This window comes from Glycocaulis alkaliphilus (assembly GCF_004000605.1).
GTDB classification, from domain to species: domain Bacteria; phylum Pseudomonadota; class Alphaproteobacteria; order Caulobacterales; family Maricaulaceae; genus Glycocaulis; species Glycocaulis alkaliphilus.
On record NZ_CP018911.1, the window covers coordinates 2,747,777 to 2,767,774 of the forward strand.

The 19,998-nt window shown below is 62.8% G+C and carries 19 protein-coding genes; 3 read left to right on the forward strand and 16 right to left on the reverse strand.

Going from position 1 to position 19,998, the window contains the following annotated elements:
* Positions 1–312 precede the first annotated feature (312 nt).
* From rpmE to thiE, 8 genes are all read right to left on the reverse strand, one after another.
* Complete coding sequence (gene rpmE, locus X907_RS13045) at positions 313–534, reverse strand: 50S ribosomal protein L31 (RefSeq protein ID WP_036510101.1); 222 nt, start codon at positions 532–534, stop codon at positions 313–315.
* A gap of 336 nt (positions 535–870) precedes the next feature.
* Positions 871–1,866 carry a peptidoglycan -binding protein gene (locus tag X907_RS13050; protein ID WP_127568698.1) on the reverse strand — a complete coding sequence of 332 codons (996 nt, stop codon included), beginning with the start codon at positions 1,864–1,866 and terminating at the stop codon, positions 871–873.
* A gap of 3 nt (positions 1,867–1,869) precedes the next feature.
* Positions 1,870–2,883, reverse strand: a complete 1,014-nt coding sequence (locus X907_RS13055; RefSeq protein WP_127568700.1) for a hypothetical protein — start codon at positions 2,881–2,883, stop codon at positions 1,870–1,872.
* 93 nt (positions 2,884–2,976) lie between these two features.
* Positions 2,977–3,753 carry an inositol monophosphatase family protein gene (locus tag X907_RS13060; protein WP_127569530.1) on the reverse strand — a complete coding sequence of 259 codons (777 nt, stop codon included), beginning with the start codon at positions 3,751–3,753 and terminating at the stop codon, positions 2,977–2,979.
* Positions 3,754–3,775: 22 nt separating this feature from the next.
* Positions 3,776–4,354 (reverse strand): elongation factor P, encoded by a 579-nt coding sequence (gene efp / locus X907_RS13065; RefSeq protein WP_127568702.1) that lies wholly within the window; start codon positions 4,352–4,354, stop codon positions 3,776–3,778.
* Positions 4,355–5,259: 905 nt separating this feature from the next.
* Positions 5,260–5,778, reverse strand: a complete 519-nt coding sequence (locus X907_RS13070) for a glycoside hydrolase family 108 protein (protein WP_127568704.1) — start codon at positions 5,776–5,778, stop codon at positions 5,260–5,262.
* 51 nt (positions 5,779–5,829) lie between these two features.
* Positions 5,830–6,927 carry a tetratricopeptide repeat protein gene (locus X907_RS13075; RefSeq protein ID WP_127568706.1) on the reverse strand — a complete coding sequence of 366 codons (1,098 nt, stop codon included), beginning with the start codon at positions 6,925–6,927 and terminating at the stop codon, positions 5,830–5,832.
* Positions 6,928–6,938: 11 nt separating this feature from the next.
* A complete protein-coding gene (gene thiE, locus X907_RS13080; protein ID WP_127568708.1) occupies positions 6,939–7,562 on the reverse strand; it encodes a thiamine phosphate synthase in 624 nt (207 codons plus the stop codon).
* Positions 7,563–7,748: 186 nt separating this feature from the next.
* On the opposite strand from thiE, the gene X907_RS13085 reads away from it, so the two are divergent.
* Entirely contained in the window at positions 7,749–8,189 is a 441-nt protein-coding gene (locus tag X907_RS13085; protein WP_127568710.1) for a peptidase S1, read from the forward strand.
* Between the two features lie 54 nt (positions 8,190–8,243).
* Here X907_RS13085 and X907_RS13090 read toward each other — a convergent pair whose 3' ends face one another.
* From X907_RS13090 to gap, 4 genes are read right to left on the reverse strand one after another with little or no spacing between them, the layout of a single operon-like run.
* Positions 8,244–8,819, reverse strand: a complete 576-nt coding sequence (locus X907_RS13090; protein ID WP_127568712.1) for a hypothetical protein — start codon at positions 8,817–8,819, stop codon at positions 8,244–8,246.
* Entirely contained in the window at positions 8,779–9,876 is a 1,098-nt protein-coding gene (locus X907_RS13095) for a class I fructose-bisphosphate aldolase (protein ID WP_127568714.1), read from the reverse strand. The genes X907_RS13090 and X907_RS13095 overlap by 41 nt, the downstream gene beginning before the upstream one ends.
* Positions 9,877–9,929: 53 nt before the next feature.
* Positions 9,930–11,159 carry a phosphoglycerate kinase gene (locus tag X907_RS13100; protein ID WP_127568716.1) on the reverse strand — a complete coding sequence of 410 codons (1,230 nt, stop codon included), beginning with the start codon at positions 11,157–11,159 and terminating at the stop codon, positions 9,930–9,932.
* A gap of 15 nt (positions 11,160–11,174) precedes the next feature.
* Positions 11,175–12,185: a type I glyceraldehyde-3-phosphate dehydrogenase gene (gap, locus tag X907_RS13105; protein ID WP_127568718.1), complete on the reverse strand. Its 1,011-nt coding sequence runs from the start codon at positions 12,183–12,185 to the stop codon at positions 11,175–11,177.
* Positions 12,186–12,362: 177 nt separating this feature from the next.
* On the opposite strand from gap, the gene X907_RS13110 reads away from it, so the two are divergent.
* Complete coding sequence (locus tag X907_RS13110; protein WP_127568720.1) at positions 12,363–12,593, forward strand: DUF433 domain-containing protein; 231 nt, start codon at positions 12,363–12,365, stop codon at positions 12,591–12,593.
* Complete coding sequence (locus X907_RS13115; protein ID WP_127568722.1) at positions 12,590–12,928, forward strand: DUF5615 family PIN-like protein; 339 nt, start codon at positions 12,590–12,592, stop codon at positions 12,926–12,928. Before X907_RS13110 ends, X907_RS13115 begins: the two co-directional genes overlap by 4 nt.
* On the opposite strand, the gene argE is transcribed toward X907_RS13115, so the two are convergent.
* From argE to X907_RS13135, 4 genes are all read right to left on the reverse strand, one after another.
* On the reverse strand, positions 12,925–14,082 hold the full coding sequence (gene argE / locus X907_RS13120; protein ID WP_127568724.1) for an acetylornithine deacetylase: 1,158 nt from the start codon (positions 14,080–14,082) through the stop codon (positions 12,925–12,927). The two genes, X907_RS13115 and argE, sit on opposite strands and share 4 nt — an antisense overlap.
* Positions 14,079–14,837, reverse strand: a complete 759-nt coding sequence (locus tag X907_RS13125) for an FKBP-type peptidyl-prolyl cis-trans isomerase (protein WP_233352393.1) — start codon at positions 14,835–14,837, stop codon at positions 14,079–14,081. The genes argE and X907_RS13125 overlap by 4 nt, the downstream gene beginning before the upstream one ends.
* Positions 14,838–14,940: 103 nt before the next feature.
* The gene (locus tag X907_RS13130; protein ID WP_127568726.1) at positions 14,941–16,866 is read right to left on the reverse strand and encodes a S9 family peptidase; all 1,926 of its coding nucleotides are present in this window, start codon (positions 16,864–16,866) and stop codon (positions 14,941–14,943) included.
* A gap of 71 nt (positions 16,867–16,937) precedes the next feature.
* A complete protein-coding gene (locus X907_RS13135) occupies positions 16,938–19,871 on the reverse strand; it encodes a M16 family metallopeptidase (RefSeq protein ID WP_127568728.1) in 2,934 nt (977 codons plus the stop codon).
* Between the last annotated feature and the right edge of the window lie 127 nt (positions 19,872–19,998).

The following is a 19,998-nucleotide window of genomic DNA, read 5'->3' on the forward strand; positions in this document are numbered from 1 at the left end:
GTTCCGGGTGTCGCTGCGCTCCCCCGGAATGACGAAATTGGGAGATATTTTTTCACATCGTCATTCCGGCGCAAGCCAGTGCTCAGTCTTCTATTTGTGCTCCGCACATCCGTGCGTCGCTGCGGGTAAAAGTGCCCGGCGCGCAGGCGGGGTTCGCGGAACATCGCAACGTGGCCTGCCCCCGGCTACGACCGGGGGATGCGTTGCGGAACCAAAAAAGGAAACGCCCGCAGCTGAGGGGAGCTACGGGCGTTCTTCTAAAGGCCCCGGCCGTGTCGAGGGGACACGCGCCCTGGTGAGGGGGGTGGGCGGTTAGACACCGAAGCCTTTGAACTTGTCCTTGAAGCGCGAAACGCGGCCCGCACGGTCAACAAGCGTCTGCGTGCCACCGGTCCAGGCCGGGTGCGTGCGCGGATCGATATCCAGCGAGATCTGGTCGCCTTCCTTGCCGTAGGTCGACCGCGTCTTGAATTTGCTGCCGTCCGTCATCACCACTTCGATGAAGTGATAGTCGGGGTGGATATCCTGTTTCATCTGACGGCTCCCGCCTTCAACGTCCGCTGCTCCCAGACCGGCCTTGGCCTGCGGTTTAGCGGAACAAGTCTGCTAGAAATGAGCCGCGGTGTATATACGTGCAAAGCCTGCGGCGCAAGACCATGCAGGCCGCCAAGAGTCAGTGCGTTTTTCCACAAGGACTTAGCGCAGGCTGACTGAACCAGAATCCTGTGGATATCGTCATGGTAGCGTGACGTTAGCTACCTCATCCGCCCTCGTCCTTCGAGACGCTCACTTGCGTTCGCCCTCAGGATGAGGGCGATTGCACTTTTCCCTCATGCTGAGGAGCGCAAAGCGCGTCTCGAAGCATGCCTGCTAACGCGCTTCCAGCTTCAGCTCGATGCGCCGGTTGCGGGCATGGTCGGCCTCGGTGCGCCCGCGCGATATGGGATAGTGTTCGCCCAGCCCCGCCGCCATCAGCCGATTGGCCGGCACGCCTTCGGCCACCAGCCAGTTGATGACCGATAGAGAGCGCGCGGTGGAGAGCTCCCAGTTGGAGGAGAACTGCGCGGAGGGTCCGAGCGGGCGCACATCGGTGTGCCCGTCCACCCGGATCACCCATTCAATATCGTCCGGGATTTCGCGGGTGAGCTGCTGGATGGCGGCGGCGATAGGGCGCAAACCCTCCTGCCCTTCGGGCGATAGCTCGGCAGAGGCGCTATCGAACAGCACATCGGTCTCGAAGACAAAGCGGTCGCCCACCACGCGCACGCCGGAGCGATTGCCGAGTATCTCCACCAGACGCCCGAAGAATTCCGAACGATACTGCGACAGGCGCGCGACCTCGCTGGCCAGCGCCGCATTGAGCCGCGTGCCGAGATTGATGACTTGCGTCTCCAGCTCGGCTTCGCGCGCTTCGGAGGCGTCCAGCGCGGCGTTCAGGCGCGCCAGTTCCATGCGCAATATCTCCATCTGTTCAGACAGCATGGCGATGGTGAGCTGCGCCTCCTCGGACAGCTCTTCGGCCTCGTCGAGTTGTTCGCCAAGCGCGGATATGCGCGCGGTTGTCGCCTCCAGCTGTTCGGTTAGGCTTTCATTCTCCGCCGTCAGCGTGCTGACCCGCAAGGTGAGCGCCGCGTTCTCGGCCTCGGCCATGTTCAGCTCGTTGGCGATCTGGGCGAGGCGCGCATTGAGATCGGCCAGCTGTTCATCACGGCCCGTCAGCGCCGTGGAAAGCGCGTACTGCCCGGTCACGAACACGGCGAGCAGGAAGACGATGACCAGCAGCAGGGTTGCCAGCGCATCGACAAAGCCCGGCCAGTAATCGCCGCTATCGGTCTCGCGTAATTGCTGCAGGCGGGAAAGCGCCATGGCCTATGGGTCCCGGCGGTTGAGCCGGGCCTGCGCTTCCAGCGCACGCACCAGCACCTTGATCTCGTCACGCAGGAGGCGCGCGGCCTCCCGGTTGGCCTCTGCCGCGTCATCGGCAAAGCGCGAGAGCGTCACTTCCAGCTGGCGCGAATGGCGCTCCATGGTGGAGGCAAGCCGGTCCACCGTGTCTGCGGTCTGTTCCAGCAATGCGCCGACATAGGCGCTGGAGCTGTCGCCCTCGCCTGCGCCCACCGGGCCGGCGGCAGACAGGCGCGAGATGGAGGACAGCCATTCCTCGATCTCGTTATAGAAACGGTTCTGCGCCCGGCTCGCCTGCAATTCCAGAAAGCCGATGATGAGAGAACCCGCCAGACCGAAGAGCGAGGAGGCAAAGGCTGTGCCCATGCCCTGTATCGGGTCTTCAATGGCCGCCATCAGGCGCGCCGCTTCCACCTCGCCCGCACCGGATGAGGTGGCAGACACAGCCCGCACCGCCTCGCCCACATCGGAGACGACAAGCAGCAGGCCGTAGAACGTGCCAAGCAGGCCCAGAAAGATCAGAAGCCGGCCGAAATAGCGGGTAAACGCGCCGCTTTCGGCCATGCGCGCGGCCACCGAATCCAGCACCACGCGGGCCGAGGCTGCCGACAGGCGCGCACGCCCGTCCGCCGCATCAGTGATGAGGGCGGCCATGGGCGCAATGAGGGCGGGCGGATTACCGAGCTGGTCGGGGTGGGCGCTGTCGCGCAATTTCACCAGCCAGCGTGCGCTGGGACCAATCGCGAGCGCCTGCTGGAAGGTGTAGAGAATGCCGATCAGCAAAACGCCAAGGATCACGCCATTAATGGCGGCATTGGCCTGGAAGGCGGTGATCAGCGGTTCGTGCAGGACGACTGCCAGCGCCGCCACCACGGCGAGGAACACCATCATCCAGACGATGTACTGGCCGGGGCCGGTAAAGCGCACCTTGCGCGGCTGCGGGGTTTCGGGCGGCAAAGGCAGATCGCGTGAAGGCATGTATGAGCTGTCCCTCTGTTCCGGCAGGGGTCAAGGCATGACCCGTTTGACCATCAGAGACAAGCTTCTTGGCTGTTTTTGGGCGAACGCCGCCTATTTGCCGACTTGGGCCAGCCGCTTTTTCAGCTCGCCGAAGACGAACTCGTTACCGGCCACGATATGCCCGGTCTCCAGCACATCGCCAGAGCCGTCCAGCGAGCCGGCATAGCCGCCCGCCTCGCGCACCAGCACGATGCCGGCTGCAATGTCCCAGGCTTTCAGGCCGCGCTCGAAGAAACCATCAAACCGGCCCGCCGCCACCCACGCCAGATCGAGCGAAGCCGCGCCATAGCGCCGGATTCCAGCCGTATGGGGCATGATGGCGTGCAGCTCGGTGAGGAATTTGGCATGGCCGGACTTGCCAGCGAACGGCATGCCGGTGGCGATCACGCACTCATCGAAATGTTCGCGGCCAGACACGCGCAGGCGGCGGTCATTCATATAGGCGCCGCGGCCCTTTTCGGCGTGGAAGAAATCGTCGGTGGCGGGATTGTAGACAATGCCCGCAATCAGCTCGCCCTCGCGCTCCAGCGCCACCGAGACCGCAAAATGCGGCTGGCCGTGCAGGAAATTGGTGGTGCCGTCCAGCGGATCGACGATCCAGCGGTGGGACTTGTCAGTCCCCTCCACCAGCCCGCGCTCTTCCATCAGGAAGCTGTAGCCGGGCCGGGCTTTTGAGAGCTCCTCAAAGAGGATTTCCTCGGCCTTTGCGTCCGCCGTGGACACAAAATCGGCCGGGCCCTTCTTGGAGACCTGCAGATGCTCCACCTCGCCGAAATCGCGCGCGAGCTTGCGGCCCGCCTTGCGCACGGCGCCGGTCATCACCTGCATGAGGGCAGAAACTTGAGCCAAATCAGAAGCTTCCCATTTCGGCGCGGCGCACGTAAGAGCCGTCCTCAGTGGCGACGATTACGCGCTCTCCCACGCCCACGAAGGGCGGCACGGCAGAGCGGATATTCCCGCTGAGAATGGCCGGCTTGTAGGAATTGGCCGCCGTCTGGCCCTTGACCACCGGCTCGGTGTCTATCACCTCCAGCTCGACATGCTGGGGCAGCTCAACGCCGATCGGCTTGTCTTCATAGAGCTCGACCACCACCATCATGCCATCGGTCAGATAGGCTGCGCGCTCCTCACCGACGAAATCGATGTGCAGCGAGATCTGCTCATAGCTTTCGGTATTCATGAACACCAGCATCTCGCCCTCGGCGTAGAGATACTGATAATCGCGCTGGTCGAGGCGCACGCGCTCCACCTTGTCTGCAGAGCGGAAGCGCTCGTTGAGCTTGCGGCCATCAAGGATGTTTTTCAGCTCGACCTGGGCGAACGCGCCGCCCTTGCCGGGCTTCACATGGTCGGCTTTCACAGCCGTCCACAGTGTCTCCTGGTGCTTGATCACCATGCCCGGCTTGATTTCGTTACCGTTGATTTTCATCGCAAAGCGCCCTGCTGACCCCTCAAATGCGCGCGCCTGCGCGCCAAGGGGCGTGACCTCATCAAATCGGGCGCGGGTGTATCAGCGCCAGCGTCATGCGGCAAGGCTGGTGGGGAGTGGGGTCAGGGTGGCAATCTAGCCTTCCAAGAGCTCCAAGCGGGGACGGTACCCGCCACTACCCGCAAAAGAACACGAAACACGCGTCCAACTCTGCCGGCCTGAGTTCTCAAAACCAACGTAGGCTTCAATATAATTCTCTCTCTCCAGACTAAACCGGAGGAGGCTATCCCGATAATGTGAACTCGTGGCGAAACGATCCCTTACCGCGTTTCGGCAAGCCGTTCGCTGACGACTGGACCGCTCAACGCCCTCAAGAACATTTCGTGTGTTCGCCACAGCATCGCCGTCTCGGAAACCATGCTCGATTATCCAAGCGTTTTCCAGCGCGCGCGTCGATCCAGACCCTCGCAGTCGCCCACGCACAGTTACGCGCGTACCATACCAGACCGGCAGAGTGTGGCGATCAAGGGCCGGCAGACCGCCGGTTGCAAGGCGGTGGTCTGAAAACCTCACCTGCAGACCATTTCGCCTCCCGTAGTCCGATAGCGTTCCGACTTCATCCTGAGAGGTTATTTCAGCCCGCGCGGGGTATCTGTTGTCCCAGATGATATAGTGGTTTGAATTTGCAATTACGATGGTGCCGGTGACGTGAACAAACTTGCCGCCACACCTTTCCCTGCACGAAAAGTAATCAGATGAATCGACGCTTCTGACGTGTATCGTTCCGTCATCATCGATCTTTGTAACATGCTGGGGGCTTCCGCAGGCCGTCACCGTGAGAGCGCAAACGGCCACTTTGACGAAGTTGCACAGAACTCGCTTTTGCACCGCATTTATCCATAAAATCATAATGTTGACGTGTAGCTATACGACACAGAAAGCGTCCCCATCAAGCGACGTGACCAGCCAAGGCCGAAGGTGCGGAAATGGGCCAGACTGGCGTAGAGCACCATGCGCCGGGCGGCGATCTCGGTGACAAGGGCTGCGGGCCGGGCTGATGCCACGGCGGCAATCGTCACCGGGCCGATCCGGCCATCTGACGCAACGCCCACCGCCTCCTGCAGCAGGCGCACAGCCCGGCCGACCCCGTGATTGACGGCCGCATCAAACACGATGAAGGCCACCGGCCCCGGCAGCTCATCGCACCGGCAGCTATCCCAGTAGCGCGCCTTGTAGATCTCGCCCGCCTCACCCTTCGTCAGCGCGCGCACATCGGCCTTCGTCACGCTGCGCCCGCGCCAGCTTTGCAGCGTGGCCAGCGTGATGCCAAAATTGGTCGCGCCGCCGGGGTCTTCGGGATGGTCGACATAGCCGCCCTCATGGAGCAGCACATGGGCGAGGGCTTGGGCGAAAGCGTCAGACATGGGGAGAGCTCCGGCGGGACAGGATCATCAGGCCCGCCAGTATGCGCCCCTTTAATCCCCAGCCGGATTGAGCCGGTATCTGTCCGCCATTCCGGAGATCGCCTCGGCTTCCAGCCGGGTCAGCGTGTCATGGGTAAAGAGCTCTTCCAGCTGGGCTTCCAGACGGTCGCGCTGGGGGTCGTCTTCCAGCGAGTTATCCCGCGGATAGCCCGCCCGCCTGACCCACACATAGGCCTGTTCCATATTGCGCAGCACGCCCCGGCCCGTGGCCAGCGCGCCCGCATAGAGGAACTGGGCCTGCGCATCGCCCGCTTCGGCGCCGCGCCGCGCCCAGGCGGCGGCATTCTGATAGTCCCCGTTCGTGCTTTCAGCGTCCTGCATCAGAATGAGGGCATAATCGCCCATCGCGGCTGGCAGGCCCATCTCGGCAGCATGGCGCAGCAGGGTGCGGCCTGCCGCATCGTCGGCTGGCCCGCCCTCGCCGGTAATCAGCATCACGCCGGCAATGGCCGCAGACGGCGCATCACCGGCCTCGGCGGCGCGCACATACCATATCCGGGCCAGCGCAGGGTCATTCGGCCCGTGTACCCAGTCATCAAGCGCCGCCGCATAGGCGGCCATGGCGCGCGGCAGGCCTGCCTCTGCCGCCAGCCTGAGCCAGTCCATGGCCAGCGCCGCCTGTCCCGGATCGCCGGTTTCACGCAGGAAGCTGCCAAATTCATAAGCCGCGCGCGCATCACCGGTTTCAGCTGCCTGGCTGAGGAATTCGCGCGCCTGAAACGGCTCCAGCCCGCCCCGGCGTTCAGCCGCGAGCGACGCCAGAATGATGAGCGCGTCAATATCGTCCTGCTCGCCCGCCCGGCGCAGCCAGCGCACAGCGCCCCTTTCATCGGCCGTGCCCGAAAGCCCGTGCAGAAGGATATGACCGGCCAGCGTGGCGCCGCGCGGCTCGCCGGCGGCGGCAGCACGCTCGGCATGCACGCGCGCGCTCAGATAATCGCCGGTGATATAGGCCGCCGATGCCCGCGCCATGGCCTGATCGGACGGGCTGCGCTCTTCAATCGCTTCACCAGAGCGGTCGCGCTCGGCCTCTTCAGCCAGCCCCGGCGGCAAGGCCGGTTCCTGGCCCACGGCCAGCGGGGCGCTCACGCACAGCAGTGCTAGCGCGCCGAGAGCAGCGCTCCAAAGGCCCGCACCGCCTCCACCGGACCGGCCGGATGGTTCCACACCCCGCCTGATACCGCGATGAAATCCGCACCCGCCTCGATCACCGGACTGGCATTCTCCGGCGTTATCCCGCCAATCGCTACGCATGGCACCTCAAAGACTTCACTCCACCACTCGATGAGCTCCACAGAAGCCGACGCCTTGGGCGATTTCGTGGCAGTGGGGAACATCGCGCCGAACGCGACATAGTCTGCGCCTTTTTCCGCCGCTGTCATCGCCAGATGGCGGCTGTCATGGCAGGTCACGCCGACAATGCCGGTCTTGCCCAGCGCAGCGCGCGCCTCAGCATACGGCGCGTCCTCCTGACCGATATGCACCCCGTCCATGGCGTAATGGACAGCGAGGTCCGGCCGGTCATTCATCAGAACCGATACGCCATGACGCTTTGCAGCCTTCACCAGCGGCGGGATCAGGCCCGGCAACTGGTTTTCGGGCTGATCCTTGAGGCGTATCTGCAGGACGCTTGCCACGCCCTCGGCCAGAACACTGTCCAGCAGCTCGGCGAAACCGGCATCGATGCGCGGCGGGGTGAGAAGATAAAGCTGGCAGTTCGACATAAGATTGCCCGATACACGGTTTGCGGGAAAACGAAAATCTAACAGGCATTTAGAAAATTGCGCCCGTTCATAATTTTCTTTTTCCCTGCCACAAAAATGCCTGCTACCACACTGAGCATCCTGTTTGCCAGTCGTGGCGGCTGGATATCGGGGGGGATGAATCCCCATTACCTTTTGGAGACTTTCATGATTGCCAGAACTGTTGCTTGCGCTGCCTTTGCCGCGCTGGCCATGGGCGCTGCTGCGTCCGCCCAGAACTACTCGCTGAACCCCAATTTCGGCACGTTTTCGCTCAATGCAGGCTTCCTGCCTGATCCCTACACCGTCAACGTCGTCGCTGGCGGCAGTATCAACGCCAACCGCCTGGGCTCGGACTGCGTTGGCTCGATCTCTGACGCGCCGGACGTTCGCCTGAACTTCAATGGCGGCCGCATCTCCATCGGTGCTGAATCGAACTCCGACACCACCATCGTCGTCAACGGCCCGGATGGCCGCTGGTACTGCAATGACGATTTCGACGGTCTGAACCCGCGCGTCACCCTGTCCGGCTCCGGCCAGTACGATATCTGGGTCGGCACCTATTCGGGCGGCACGGCCAATGCGGTGGTCTACTTCACCGAGTACTAGGTTCGGGTTTTACCCAAACCTGAAACGCGAAAGGCCCGGCATTGCCGGGCCTTTTTAGTCTGCCTCTGTCTTTTTCATGATGCCGATGGTTCTTACGTAAATAAGAAAAGCAACTAAAGCTGAAATAAAAGCGCCTAACAGCGTAAAACCCAAATTTTCCAACCTTCTTTCTAAGGCCGCTCTTTCATTCTCTAGCCTAAATATTTCTATCACAATTTGGGCATCCGATTCAGATAATGACGCAATTCTTTGCAGTCTTTCATTTTCTGCTGTAATTCTTTCCAGCTCAAGCTGTTCACGCGTTAACTGAGAGCGGGTCTGCCGTACCGCTTCTTGGAGGCTGTTTAAACCTTCGACAATATATGAAAATTCATCGTCAACCGACCGAGGTGCATTTCGTTCTGATATCTGCTCAGACGCTATTCTCTGCTCGAGAATCTGTTGCTCCCTAGCAGACAGGATCAGGTTGACTGTTGAAACAGTTAGCCAAGTGGCGATGCTACAAGCAATGAGCAGAGCACCCACCTGCATCTCAGTGGTGACAGCGAAGTATCGAACCGTTCCGTCAGATTTGTGGTAAATCTGACGATCAGGGAAGCGCTCTTTTACTATTCTGCCGATACCGAACATGCATTCTCCACTCAGGGGATGCCGTGTCTTGACCTCTACCCTCAAGCCCCTCATCCCATTCACCGAGCGCGGCAAGGCCGTTCATCTTGGCGCGGTGATTGAAGGCTTTTTGCCCGGCGGCTTCATCCTTGCCGCCCCAGGCGGCCAGCGGCGCGGCCTGCAGCGCGCGGCCATAGGAGAAGGTCAGCGGCCAGGGCAGGTCAAAGCCCGCATTCATGATGTTGAGGTGGGCAGTCGCATCCACATCGGACTGCCCGCCCGACAGGAAGGCGATGCCCGGCACGGAGGCCGGCACGCAGTTGGTCAGGCACTGCACGGTCATCTCGGCGACTTCCTCGCGGCTCGCCTGCGTGGCGCAATTCGTGCCAGAGATCACCATGTTGGGTTTCAGGATCGTGCCTTCCAGCACCACGCCCTGCTCGAACAGCTCGGCATAGAGGCGCTTCAGGCCAAATTCAGTCACCTCGTAGCAGCGATCAATATCATGATCGCCATCCATGATGACTTCCGGCTCGACGATGGGAACGATACCCGCTTCCTGGCACAGCATCGCATAGCGCGCGAGCGCGTGCATATTCGTGTTGATGCAGTACTGGGACGGCACGCTCTCATCGCCGCCCGCACCGATATTGATGACGGCGCGCCATTTGGCAAAGCGCGCGCCCAGCGCGTGATACTCGGCCAGGCGCTCGCGCAGGCCATCAAGGCCTTCGGTGATCATCTCGCCCGGCGCACCGGCCAGCGGTTTCGCGCCCGTATCCACCTTGATGCCCGGCACCGCGCCGGTATTCGCGATCAGCTCGGCCAGCGGCGTGCCGTCCTTGGCTTTCTGGCGCAGCGTCTCGTCATAGAGGATGACGCCGGAGATATGCTCGCTCATCGCCGGTTCGGTGCGGAACAGCATTTCGCGCCAGTCGCGGCGGCTGTCTGCAGTCGATTCCAGCTTGATCGTGTCGAAGCGCTTTTTAATCGTGCCGGTGGATTCGTCGGCCGCCAGAATGCCCTTGCCCGGCGCGACCATGCGCATCGCGGTTTCGTAGAGCGCATCAATATCCATGTTTCAAACTCCCCCGTATTGCCTGCTGATCGCTTGAGTATGCGGCACTATTGCTAGGACGCAGCGTCCATATCCGTTTGTGGCATTTGCCGCAAAACCTCGATGCCCGGAAGCGGTTTGCCTTCCAGCCATTCCAGGAATGCGCCGCCAGCGGTCGAGACGAAGGTGAAATCGCCTGCAACGCCGGCATGGTTCAGTGCAGACACCGTATCACCGCCGCCGGCAACCGCCACCAGCTTGCGCTCGCGCACGCGCTGGGCGGCAAAGCGGGCCGCCTCTACCGTGCCAGTATCAAACGGCGCCATCTCGAACGCGCCCAGCGGCCCGTTCCAGACCAGCGTCTTCGCGCTCTCGATGGAATCGGCCAGCGCGTCGATTGTGGCCGGGCCGCAATCAAGGATCATCTCGTCGCGGGCGATCTCATCAAGACCCGCCACACGCCGCGCCGCCTTGGCTTTCAGCTCGCGCGCCACCACCACGTCTTCAGGCAGGAGGAGCTGGCAGCCGGACTTTTCCGCTGCCGCGATGATCTCGCGCGCAGTGCCCAGCAGGTCCGGCTCGTAAAGGCTCTTGCCTACATCGGCGCCCTTCGCGGCAAGGAAGGTATTGGCCATGGCCCCGCCGACGAACAGCCGGTTCACCTTGGTCACCAGATTCATCAGAAGATCGATCTTGGTCGACACTTTCGCGCCGCCGACAATCGCCAGCAGCGGACGCTCAGGATTTTCCAGCGCCGCCGTCACATGATCCAGCTCACGCTGCAGGGCGAGACCAGCATAGGCGGGTAAAAGGCGCGCTACACCTTCGGTGGAGGCATGGGCGCGGTGGGCCGCCGAAAAGGCGTCATTCACATAGATTTCGCCAAGCGCGGCCAGCTGCGCGGCAAACTCCGCATCATTGGCCTCCTCGCCCGCGTGAAAGCGCGTGTTTTCCAGCAGGAGTACGTCGCCATCCTTCAGTTCGCCCACCGCCTTCTCGGCCTGCTTGCCAATGCAGTCGCCGGCAAACCGGACCGGCGCGCCAAGCCGTTCAGACAGCGGCGCCATGACGGGTTTGAGGCTCTGGCTGGCATCGACCTTGCCCTTGGGGCGGCCGAAATGGGCGAGCAGGATGATGCGTGCGCCCTTGTCTTTAAGCCATTCAATCGTCGGCAGGGCCGATTGCAGGCGCGTATCATCGCTGACCTTGCCATCCGCCATGGGGACGTTGAAATCCACGCGCACCAGCACGCGTTTGCCGGAAACCTGCGCGTCTTCCAGACGGGCAATCTTGCCTTCGCTCATGGGTCTGTTCAGTTCCTAGATCAGCCGGCCCATCGCCACCGCCGTATCGATCATACGGCAGGCAAAGCCCCATTCATTATCATACCAGGTCATCACGCGGGCCAGCTTGCCACCAATCACATTGGTCTTGTCGATGGCGACGATGGACGAGCGCGGATCGTGATTATAGTCGATGGAGACGAGCGGCAGGCTGTCATAGCCCAGCACGCCCTTCATCGGGCCGTCTGCGGCCTCGCGGATCGCCGCGTTGATTTCCTCGATGCTGGTCTCGCGCCCCGGCGTGAACACCAGATCGATGACCGAAACATTCGGCGTCGGCACGCGGATGGCCGAACCATCAAGACGGCCTTTCAGCTCAGGCAGAACCTCGCCCACAGCTTTCGCCGCGCCGGTCGTCGTCGGCACCATCGACATGGCGGCCGCACGCGCGCGGTGCAGATCCTTGTGATTGCGGTCCAGCGTCGGCTGGTCGCCGGTATAGGCGTGGATCGTGGTCATGTGGCCCTGCTCGATGCCGATGGCATCGTTGAGCACCTTGGCCACCGGCGCGAGACCGTTCGTGGTGCAGGACGCGTTGGAGACAATCACGTCGTCTGCGGTGAGGCTGGCATGATTGACGCCGTAGACGATGGTCTTGTCGGCATTCTTGGCCGGCGCCGAGCAGAGCACGCGTTTCGCGCCAGAGGAGAGGTGCGCGGAGGCCGTCGCCTTGTCATTGAACTTGCCGGTGCATTCCAGCACGAGGTCAATGCCGAGATCCTTCCAGGGCAGCTGGGACGGGTCGCGATTGGAGACCTTGGTGATCTTGCCAAAGCCGGCATCAAACCCGTCTTCATAAAGCTTGATCTCGCGCGGATAACGGCCATGCACGCTGTCATAGGTCAGCAGGTGCGCGTTCACCTCCGGCGTGGCGCTGTCATTGATCGCAACGACCTCCACCTCATGCCAGCGCTGATGTTCCAGCACCGCCCGCAGGGCCAGACGCCCGATACGGCCAAACCCGTTGATCGCCACCCGAAGAGCCATGACGCGCTCCTTCAAAAATCCGCTAGAAACTTTTGGGAACCCTGCAGCGGCAGCTCCGCGCCGGGCAATTGCGCACGGGGTTTAGACGCTTCCCCGCGCCGCGTCCATACACGAGCGGCGATGCTTTGCGGCTGGGGCGGGAACAGTGTAGAATTGCCGCGCATTTGAGGATGATCAATGAGCACACAATTGCTGGACCGGATCACGACAGACCCGCAGGTCATGGGCGGCCAGCCTTGTCTGCGCGGCTTACGCATGAGGGTGGGGGACATACTCGACCTCCTCGCCTCGGGCATGAGCAATGATCAGATACTCGCAGATTACCCGTATCTGGAACATGATGACATTCTGGCCGCGCTGGCCTATGCGGCGCGTCTCGCCAATCATCGCGTTATAGCGGCAGAGTGACCACGCTATCCTTTCTGGTGGATGTTCAGCTGCCGAAGACACTGGCCCGCTGGATCACGGAACAAGGGGCTGAGGCGGTACACGTCCATGATGTTGGCCTCGGACGGGCAACCGATCGCGAAATTTGCGAACTGGCACAGTCTCAAGGCCGCATCATCGTAACGAAGGACGCTGATTTCCTTGATCTGTCGTTGCGCTTTGATCCGGCCATCCGGCTGGTTTGGGTGCGCATGGGCAATGTGTCTACCAACGCCTTGCTGGACCGCTTTTCCACGGCATGGCTGCAGATCAAAGCCGCTTTGCTTACAGGTGAAACAGTGGTGGAGCTCCTTTAGGCGCGCAGGCGCTGCTCCAGCTTTTTCAGGAAGACCATGCAGGCTTCCAGCTGGCTGATCTCGACGAACTCGTCGGGCTGGTGGGCCTGATCGATATGGCCGGGCCCGCAGATCACGGCCGACATGCCGCCATCCTGAAACTGCCCGCCCTCGGTGCCGTAGGAGACGACGCGCGGCGCATTATCGCCGGTCAGGGCGCGGGCAATGCCCTCGGCCTCGCCGTCGGTTTCAGGGCGCAAGGGCGGGACGTTGGAAACCTCGGTAATGCGGATGGAGGCGGCAGGCGCGGTGCGGCGCATATCGGCTTCCACCTGCGCTGCCAGCTCACGCAGGCGCCGGCCAACGCCGGGGCCATCATCCCAGGGCGCCGGGCGCATCAGGGCTTCAAACCAGGCGTCTTTCGCGAGGATATTCATCGCCGACCCGCCGCCCATCCGGCCAATGGTCAGCGTGCCAAAAGGCGGATCAAACGGGCTGTCGTCTGGAGCTGCCGCACGCAGGGCCTCGCCCTCGCGGCGCAGGAAATCCATCAGGATCACAGCGTTCGTCACCGCGCAGGCACCAGCATTGACCAGGCTGGAATGGGCTTCGTGGCCCGTGATCTCCACGCGCACCGAATAAAGTCCCTTATGCCCCGTCACCACCTTCATGCCGGTGGGTTCGCCCACCAGCACGGCGGAAGGTTTGGGATGCCCGGCGGCAATCGCTTCGATCATGGAGGGCGCGCCCTGACAGCCCACCTCCTCATCATAGGAGAAAGCAAAATGGACCGGGCGCTTGAGGGACGCCGCCGCCAGATCAGGCGCGGCGGCCAGCGCGCAGGCGACAAAGCCCTTCATGTCGCACGTGCCGCGCCCGTAGAGCTTGCCATCTTTCTCGGTCAGCGCGAACGGATCGGTCGACCAGTTCTGGCCATCCACGGGGACCACATCGGTATGACCGGAGAGCACGACCCCGCCATCCACCTCCGGCCCGATATAGGCGTGCAGATTGGATTTCAGCCCGTCCGGGCTCGGCACGCGCTCGCAGCGCGCACCCAGCCCGGTCAGATAGTCCTCCATCCAGTCAATGAGGGCGAGATTGGAATTGCGCGAAGTGGTGTCGAACGCGATCAGGCGTTCAAGCAGCGCAATGGCTTGCGGGCTCCGGCTCATTCGCGGTCCGGCAGGCCAAGCAGTTCCAGCTGGAAGACCAGCGCCGCGTTCGGCGGAATGGGTCCGCCCGGTGTGCCGCGCAAGCCATAGCCCAACTCCGGGCCGATATAGAGCGTCCACTTCTCGCCGACGCGCATCAGCGGCAGGGCCTCGACCCAGCCTGCGATCAGCCGGTCGGAGGGAAACTCTGCCGGTTCGCCGCGCGCATAGGAGCTGTCGAACTCGCTGCCATCCAGCAGCTGGCCGGCATAATGCACGCGCACATATTCGCCGCGCACCGGGGAAGGATTATCCGGCCCGGCCGCCCGCTCGATGCGGTATTGCAGCCCGCTGCGCGTGTTGAAGACGCAAGGCTGTTCGACATTGCGGTGAAGGAACTCGGCAGCCATCGCGCCATTGTAATAGGCGCTGGATTCGTCCTCGCCCCGCTCGCGCGGCGTGAAATCGTGCAGCGGCGCATCGCCCGGCTCACAGCCACGCGCCATGCGCAGTTCGCGCTGGAACACGGCCGCCGCCTGATCCTCTTCGCTCATCCCTTCGACGCGGGCGCGGAAGGTTTCCGCGTCTTCTTCCGGCTCCAGAGGAGAAAGCGTGATGGCATCGTCCTGGCTTGGCTGCGAGGCAGGCCCGGCCACCCCTTCTTGCACGGCAGGGCTTTCATCGGCCGGTGCGCGCTCATCCGGTGCAGGGCTCTCCCCGCACGCGGCGAGCAGCAAGGTGGCGAGGGAGGCGGTCAGGGCAAGGCGGGTGTGCATGGCAGGTCATCCCAGATCCGGTGAATTTTACCGCACCATAGAAAACCGCCCGGCAAGCGTCGAGCCTGCCGGGCGGAGATAGCTGCACCTTGGGTAAACCCGGTCAGTCCAGCCCCAGAACATCCCTCAGGAACAGGGTCTCGGCCTCGCGCTGGAAATCCCGGTTGGACTGCCGGGCAAAGCCGTGGCCTTCATCCATGGCCACCAGATACCAGGGATCACCGCCCGCTTCGCGCACGGCGGCAAGGATCTGCTCGGCCTCCGACAGCGGCACGCGCGGGTCATTGGCGCCCTGAATGATGAAGAGCGGCGCGGTGATGCGGTGGGCGTGATTGGCAGGCGAGATGCTCTCCAGAAACTCGCGCACTTCCGGATCACGCTCATCGCCATATTCGGCGCGGCGCAGATCCTGCCGGTAGCCGGCCGTGTTTTCCAGGAAGGTCACGAAATTGGAGATGCCGACAATATTGATGCCGCCGGCCAGCCGGTCCGAATAATGCACCAGCGAGGCCAGCACCATATACCCGCCATAGGAGCCGCCATAGACGACAACGCGGTTCTCATCGAGATCGGGTTGTGTAGCGATCCAGTCGAGCAGCGCGCCGATGTCGCGCACCGAGTTCTCGCGCAGGAACACATTGTCCAGATTGACATATTCATTCCCGTACCCGGCCGAGCCACGCACATTGGGCACGACAACCGCCGCGCCCAGCTCGTGCTGCCAGTACTGGAAATTGGCGTTGAAGCCCGGGCGGGACTGGCTTTCCGGCCCGCCATGGATAGAGACGATCACCGGATAGGGACCATCACCGGACGGGCGATGCACGAAGGCGGGGACTTCCAGCCCGTCAAAGCTCTCATAGCTGATAAGTTCAGGGGTCTGGAAACGGCTGGTGTCGAGCCCGCCCACTTCAGACTGGGTCCACCGGACCAGCTCCTGCCAGGACAGATCATAGACCCACGCATCGCCCGGCGAGGCGGCCGAGCTGTGGGTGAAGCCGATCCGGTTGCCGTCCGGGCTGAAGGTTATGCCGCCGATCAGGCCGACCGGCAGGTCTGGCCCCGGCAGGCGTTCGCCGCTGGCCGCGTTGATGATGTAAATCTCCGAAATGCCGCCTTCATTCGTCGTATAGGCGATGGTCGACCCGTCCGGTGACAGGGCCATGGCCTGCACGTCCCAGTCATGCTCGGCGACGATACGCTTGTCTCCGCCTTCGAGGGGAATTTCCATGATGCGGCGGAACTCGGCGCCTTCATCAGTGACCACAAAAATGCTCTCGCCACTGGCCGTGAAGCGGGCCGCGCCATAGGCATTGGTCTCGTCCGGATTGATCTGGGTGAGCGAACCCTCCTCGATGTCCAGCACATAGAGCCGGGACTCGTTGATCGAGAAATAGCGCCCGATCAGGAGTTTTGAGCCATCGGGCGACCAGTCCACCGGGCTCATCGCGCCCTCACCTTGCAGGATTTCCTGCGCGGTTGTGGGATCCGCCGGATCAGCCATGTAGACCGTGTAGTCTGCATCGCCCCAGCCCGCCGCCGCCCAGGCGATCATCCGGCCATCACGCGACCAGGAGAAACCCTGATTGCGGATCTGGTCGGTGGTAAACTGCACCGAGCGCGAGCGCTCCGGATCGAAAAGGAAGCCTTGAAAGAACTCATCCCCGCCGACATCGCGGGTAAAGAGGAACTGGCCGGACCCGTCAGGGCGCACGCTCGCACCGCTGGTGCGCTCATCATAGAAGGTGATCTGACGGCGCGCGCCCATGGGCTGCGCGACATGGTGGATCTGGTTGGTCTCGCCAAAACGCGTGGTGATGTAGATACCGCCATCGGGCGCGAAATCGGAAAAGCCTGCGCCGCGCACATTCTGATACTGGCGCAGACGTTCGCGTACCTCGCCTGGAATTTCGGGGATGTTTTCCATCACCAGATTGCCGCGCGTCACCCGTTCAGGTGCCTCCTGCGAAAACACGGGCGCAGACAGCACCAGTGCCGTGCTGATGCCAATAGCGAGATATTTCATCATGTCAGTCTCCGTAAAGCCGATGGCCCCGCACCACCCATGGCAGTGCGGGGCCGGTTTGCACGCCTTGCGCGCTATTCGCTCGCCGGTGCAGCGGCACGCGGCAGGATCGACACCCGGTAGGCGCGTTCCGGCAGCAGCAACTCCCCTGCGAGCGCTGTGATCTCGTCCACCGTGACGGCGTTATAATCCTCAACCGCTGTCCGCAGCCGGTCGAGGCGTTCAGGATAGGCTTGCGACCGGCTGATCTGGCCCAGCCACATCGGATTGCTTTCCATGCCCTGGCTCAGACGCTCCAGAACAGGCTGGCGGGCGCGTTGAAGCTCGTCCTCGCTGATATCGCCAGACGCCATGGCTGCTGCCAGCTCGTCAGCGATCCCATACATGCGCTCAACCTCGCTGCGGTCCACGTCCAGCCCCACCCAGAGGAAGCCGAAATCCGGGAAGATGATGGAGGCCTGACTGGAGACGATGGGCGAATAGGTCGCCCCCTCCTGCTCGCGGAAGCGCTCCGTAGCCTTGAGACTGTACACTTCAGCCATCAGATCAAGCGCACGGGCCCGGCGCGCATCAAACGCATCGCCCAGCGGCCAGTAGATGTTCGCCATGCCGCTATCGGGCTGACCGTTGAACTCCACAATGGCCGGGTCACGGCGCGGATCGGGGAAGCGCAGCTGGCGGGCATCGTCATAGTCCGGCCAGCTTTCGGCACGCGCCGGCAGGGCGCCGAATGTGCTGGCCGTCATCGCGATGGCGTCATCGGGCGTGATGTCGCCCACAATGGTGATCTCCAGCGGCGCGGAACTCAGCGCCTCGGCGACCAGCGCGCGGGCATGATCCATGGTGAACGCCTCGATCTCGGCGCGCTCAGGGAAGCCCCAGCGCGGATCGCCGCTGCGCAGCATCCGGCTGACCCGGTTCACGGCCACCTGCACGGCCTGCGCGTTCTGGCCCCGGCGGAGTTCCTCCGCGATGGAGCGGAACTGGCTCAGCCCGTCATCACGCCAGCCAGGTGCCACCATGAAGGCGGTCAGCACCTGCATCTGCAGCTCGAAATCCTCCGGCGTGGTCGACGACGTGAAGGAGAAGCTTTCCGCGCCTACCCCGAGGCCATAGCCGACCGAACGCCCGGCAAACAGGCGCTGCAGCTCGTCACGGTCATGGGCTTCCAGCCCGCCACCGCCAAACACGGCGCCCAGAATGGTGCCCGCCGCCGGCGTCGGCTGCGGTGTCAGGTCTCCTGCACCAAACTCGGCGCGGATGCGGATGATATTGTCCTCAAAATCGGTCTGCTTGACGTTGAGCCGCACGCCATTGGCAAAAACAACCTGATGGAAGTCGAGATCCTCGACATGCCCGCGCGACACAACCTCGCCTGCCGGTCCGAAATCGGTATAGGCAAATTCGGTAGCCCCCGCGTCATCAAGCGGATCGACCGGGGTGGATTGCGATTCCTGCCAGGCCTGACGCACTGCCGCTTCGCCGTCTTCAAGAGGCTCGTTGACGGCGACATAGATTTGCGGCGGTGCCGCTGCCCAGATGGCGCGGAAAGCCGCTTCGACATTTTCCAGCGTCAACTGCTCTTCACTGGCCTCCAGCCACTCGGCCTGCCAGGACGGATGGTTCAGGGTCCTTTCACCCAGCCAGCCCTGCCAGATGCCATCTGCCAGCTGCGGCGTGCGGCGCGTGCGCGCGGCATTGACCGAATTGCGGACGCTGGTGCGCAGATTGGACATCTGCTCGTCGAGCTCGGCCTGGCTGAAGCCATGCTCCATGGCGCGGCGCACTTCCTGCTCGATGACGGCAAGGCCTTCGCGCCAGCGTTCCGGTGAGGATACGGCGAACACGCCCGCGCGATGCGCCAGGTCAAAATCGTTGGAATAGGAGAAGCTGGCCTGCACCAGCGGCGACAGGCCCGAATTGATCTGCGATTGCAGGCGGCGCTGCACGATCGCATTACCCAGCTGGCGCAGGGTGGAATCGACCCGCGCCTGCGCGCTGTCGGCCCGTGAAGCACCCGGAACCACGACATCGTAATTGATCAGGGTGAACACTTCCGGATCATGGAAATAGCCAAAGCGCGGCGCATCCACGGCCGAGACCGTCCCGATATCGGGGTGAGCGGGCGCATCGGCGGGTGCTTCCCAGGTGGAGAACCCGTCAACCGCGCTCACCTCAAGCCCCGGCAGTTCGATCTCGAACCCGTCACGGATCATCGCTTCGACCGTGCCGGCGTCTACATCGCCGGTCACGACCAGCAATGCGCGCTGCGGCACATAGAAATCCTCATAATACTCGATGAAGGCCTCGCGCGGGGCGTTGTTGATGACGTCCAGCGTGCCGATCGGGCTGCGTTCGGACACCAGCGTGTCGGGATAGAGAAAGCCGTAATAGCTCATCAGGAAGCGCTGGATCGGGGTGTCCCGGAAACGCATTTCCCCGCGGATCACGCCGCGCTCCGCCTCGATGGCCTCCGGATCCATCACCATTTCGGTGGCGGTTTCACGCATCAGGAACAGGCCGGTCTTGAGGATCTGTTCCTCCACCGACGGCAGGTCGAGCTGATAACCCACCACCTGCTGACCGGTGAATGCATTGGTGTCAGGGCCGAAGGCCAGGCCATAGCGCTCCAGCAGCGGGATCATTTCGCCTTCGGGCACATTGGTCGTGCCATTGAACGCCATATGCTCGATGAAGTGGGCAAGGCCGCGCTGATGTTCGGCCTCTGCGAGCGAGCCGACATTGAAGACCAGGCGCAGGGCCGCCGTACCGCTGGGCGTGGAGTTCGGCATGATCACATAGCGCATGCCGTTATCGAGCTGGCCAAAGCGCATGCCGGGATCAGCGGGAATGCCGCTGGTGAGGTGGGCGAACTCCGTCTCGACACCGGAGCGCGCAGTCTCGTCTGCCGGCCGCTGGCCGGTTTGCGCCGGATCATCGGCGCATGCTGCAAGAGCCAGAAATAATAGGCTGGCGAGCAGGCCTTTGCCTGCATGGACGATGTTCATGGAGTTCCCCCGGATCATTGCGGCGTTCATCATTCGGGCGAAACTAAGGCAGGACGAGCGAGCTTCAAATGAAAAAGGCTTCACACTCGCGGCGCATCGCAGCCACGCAGCTTACCTGACCGCGATT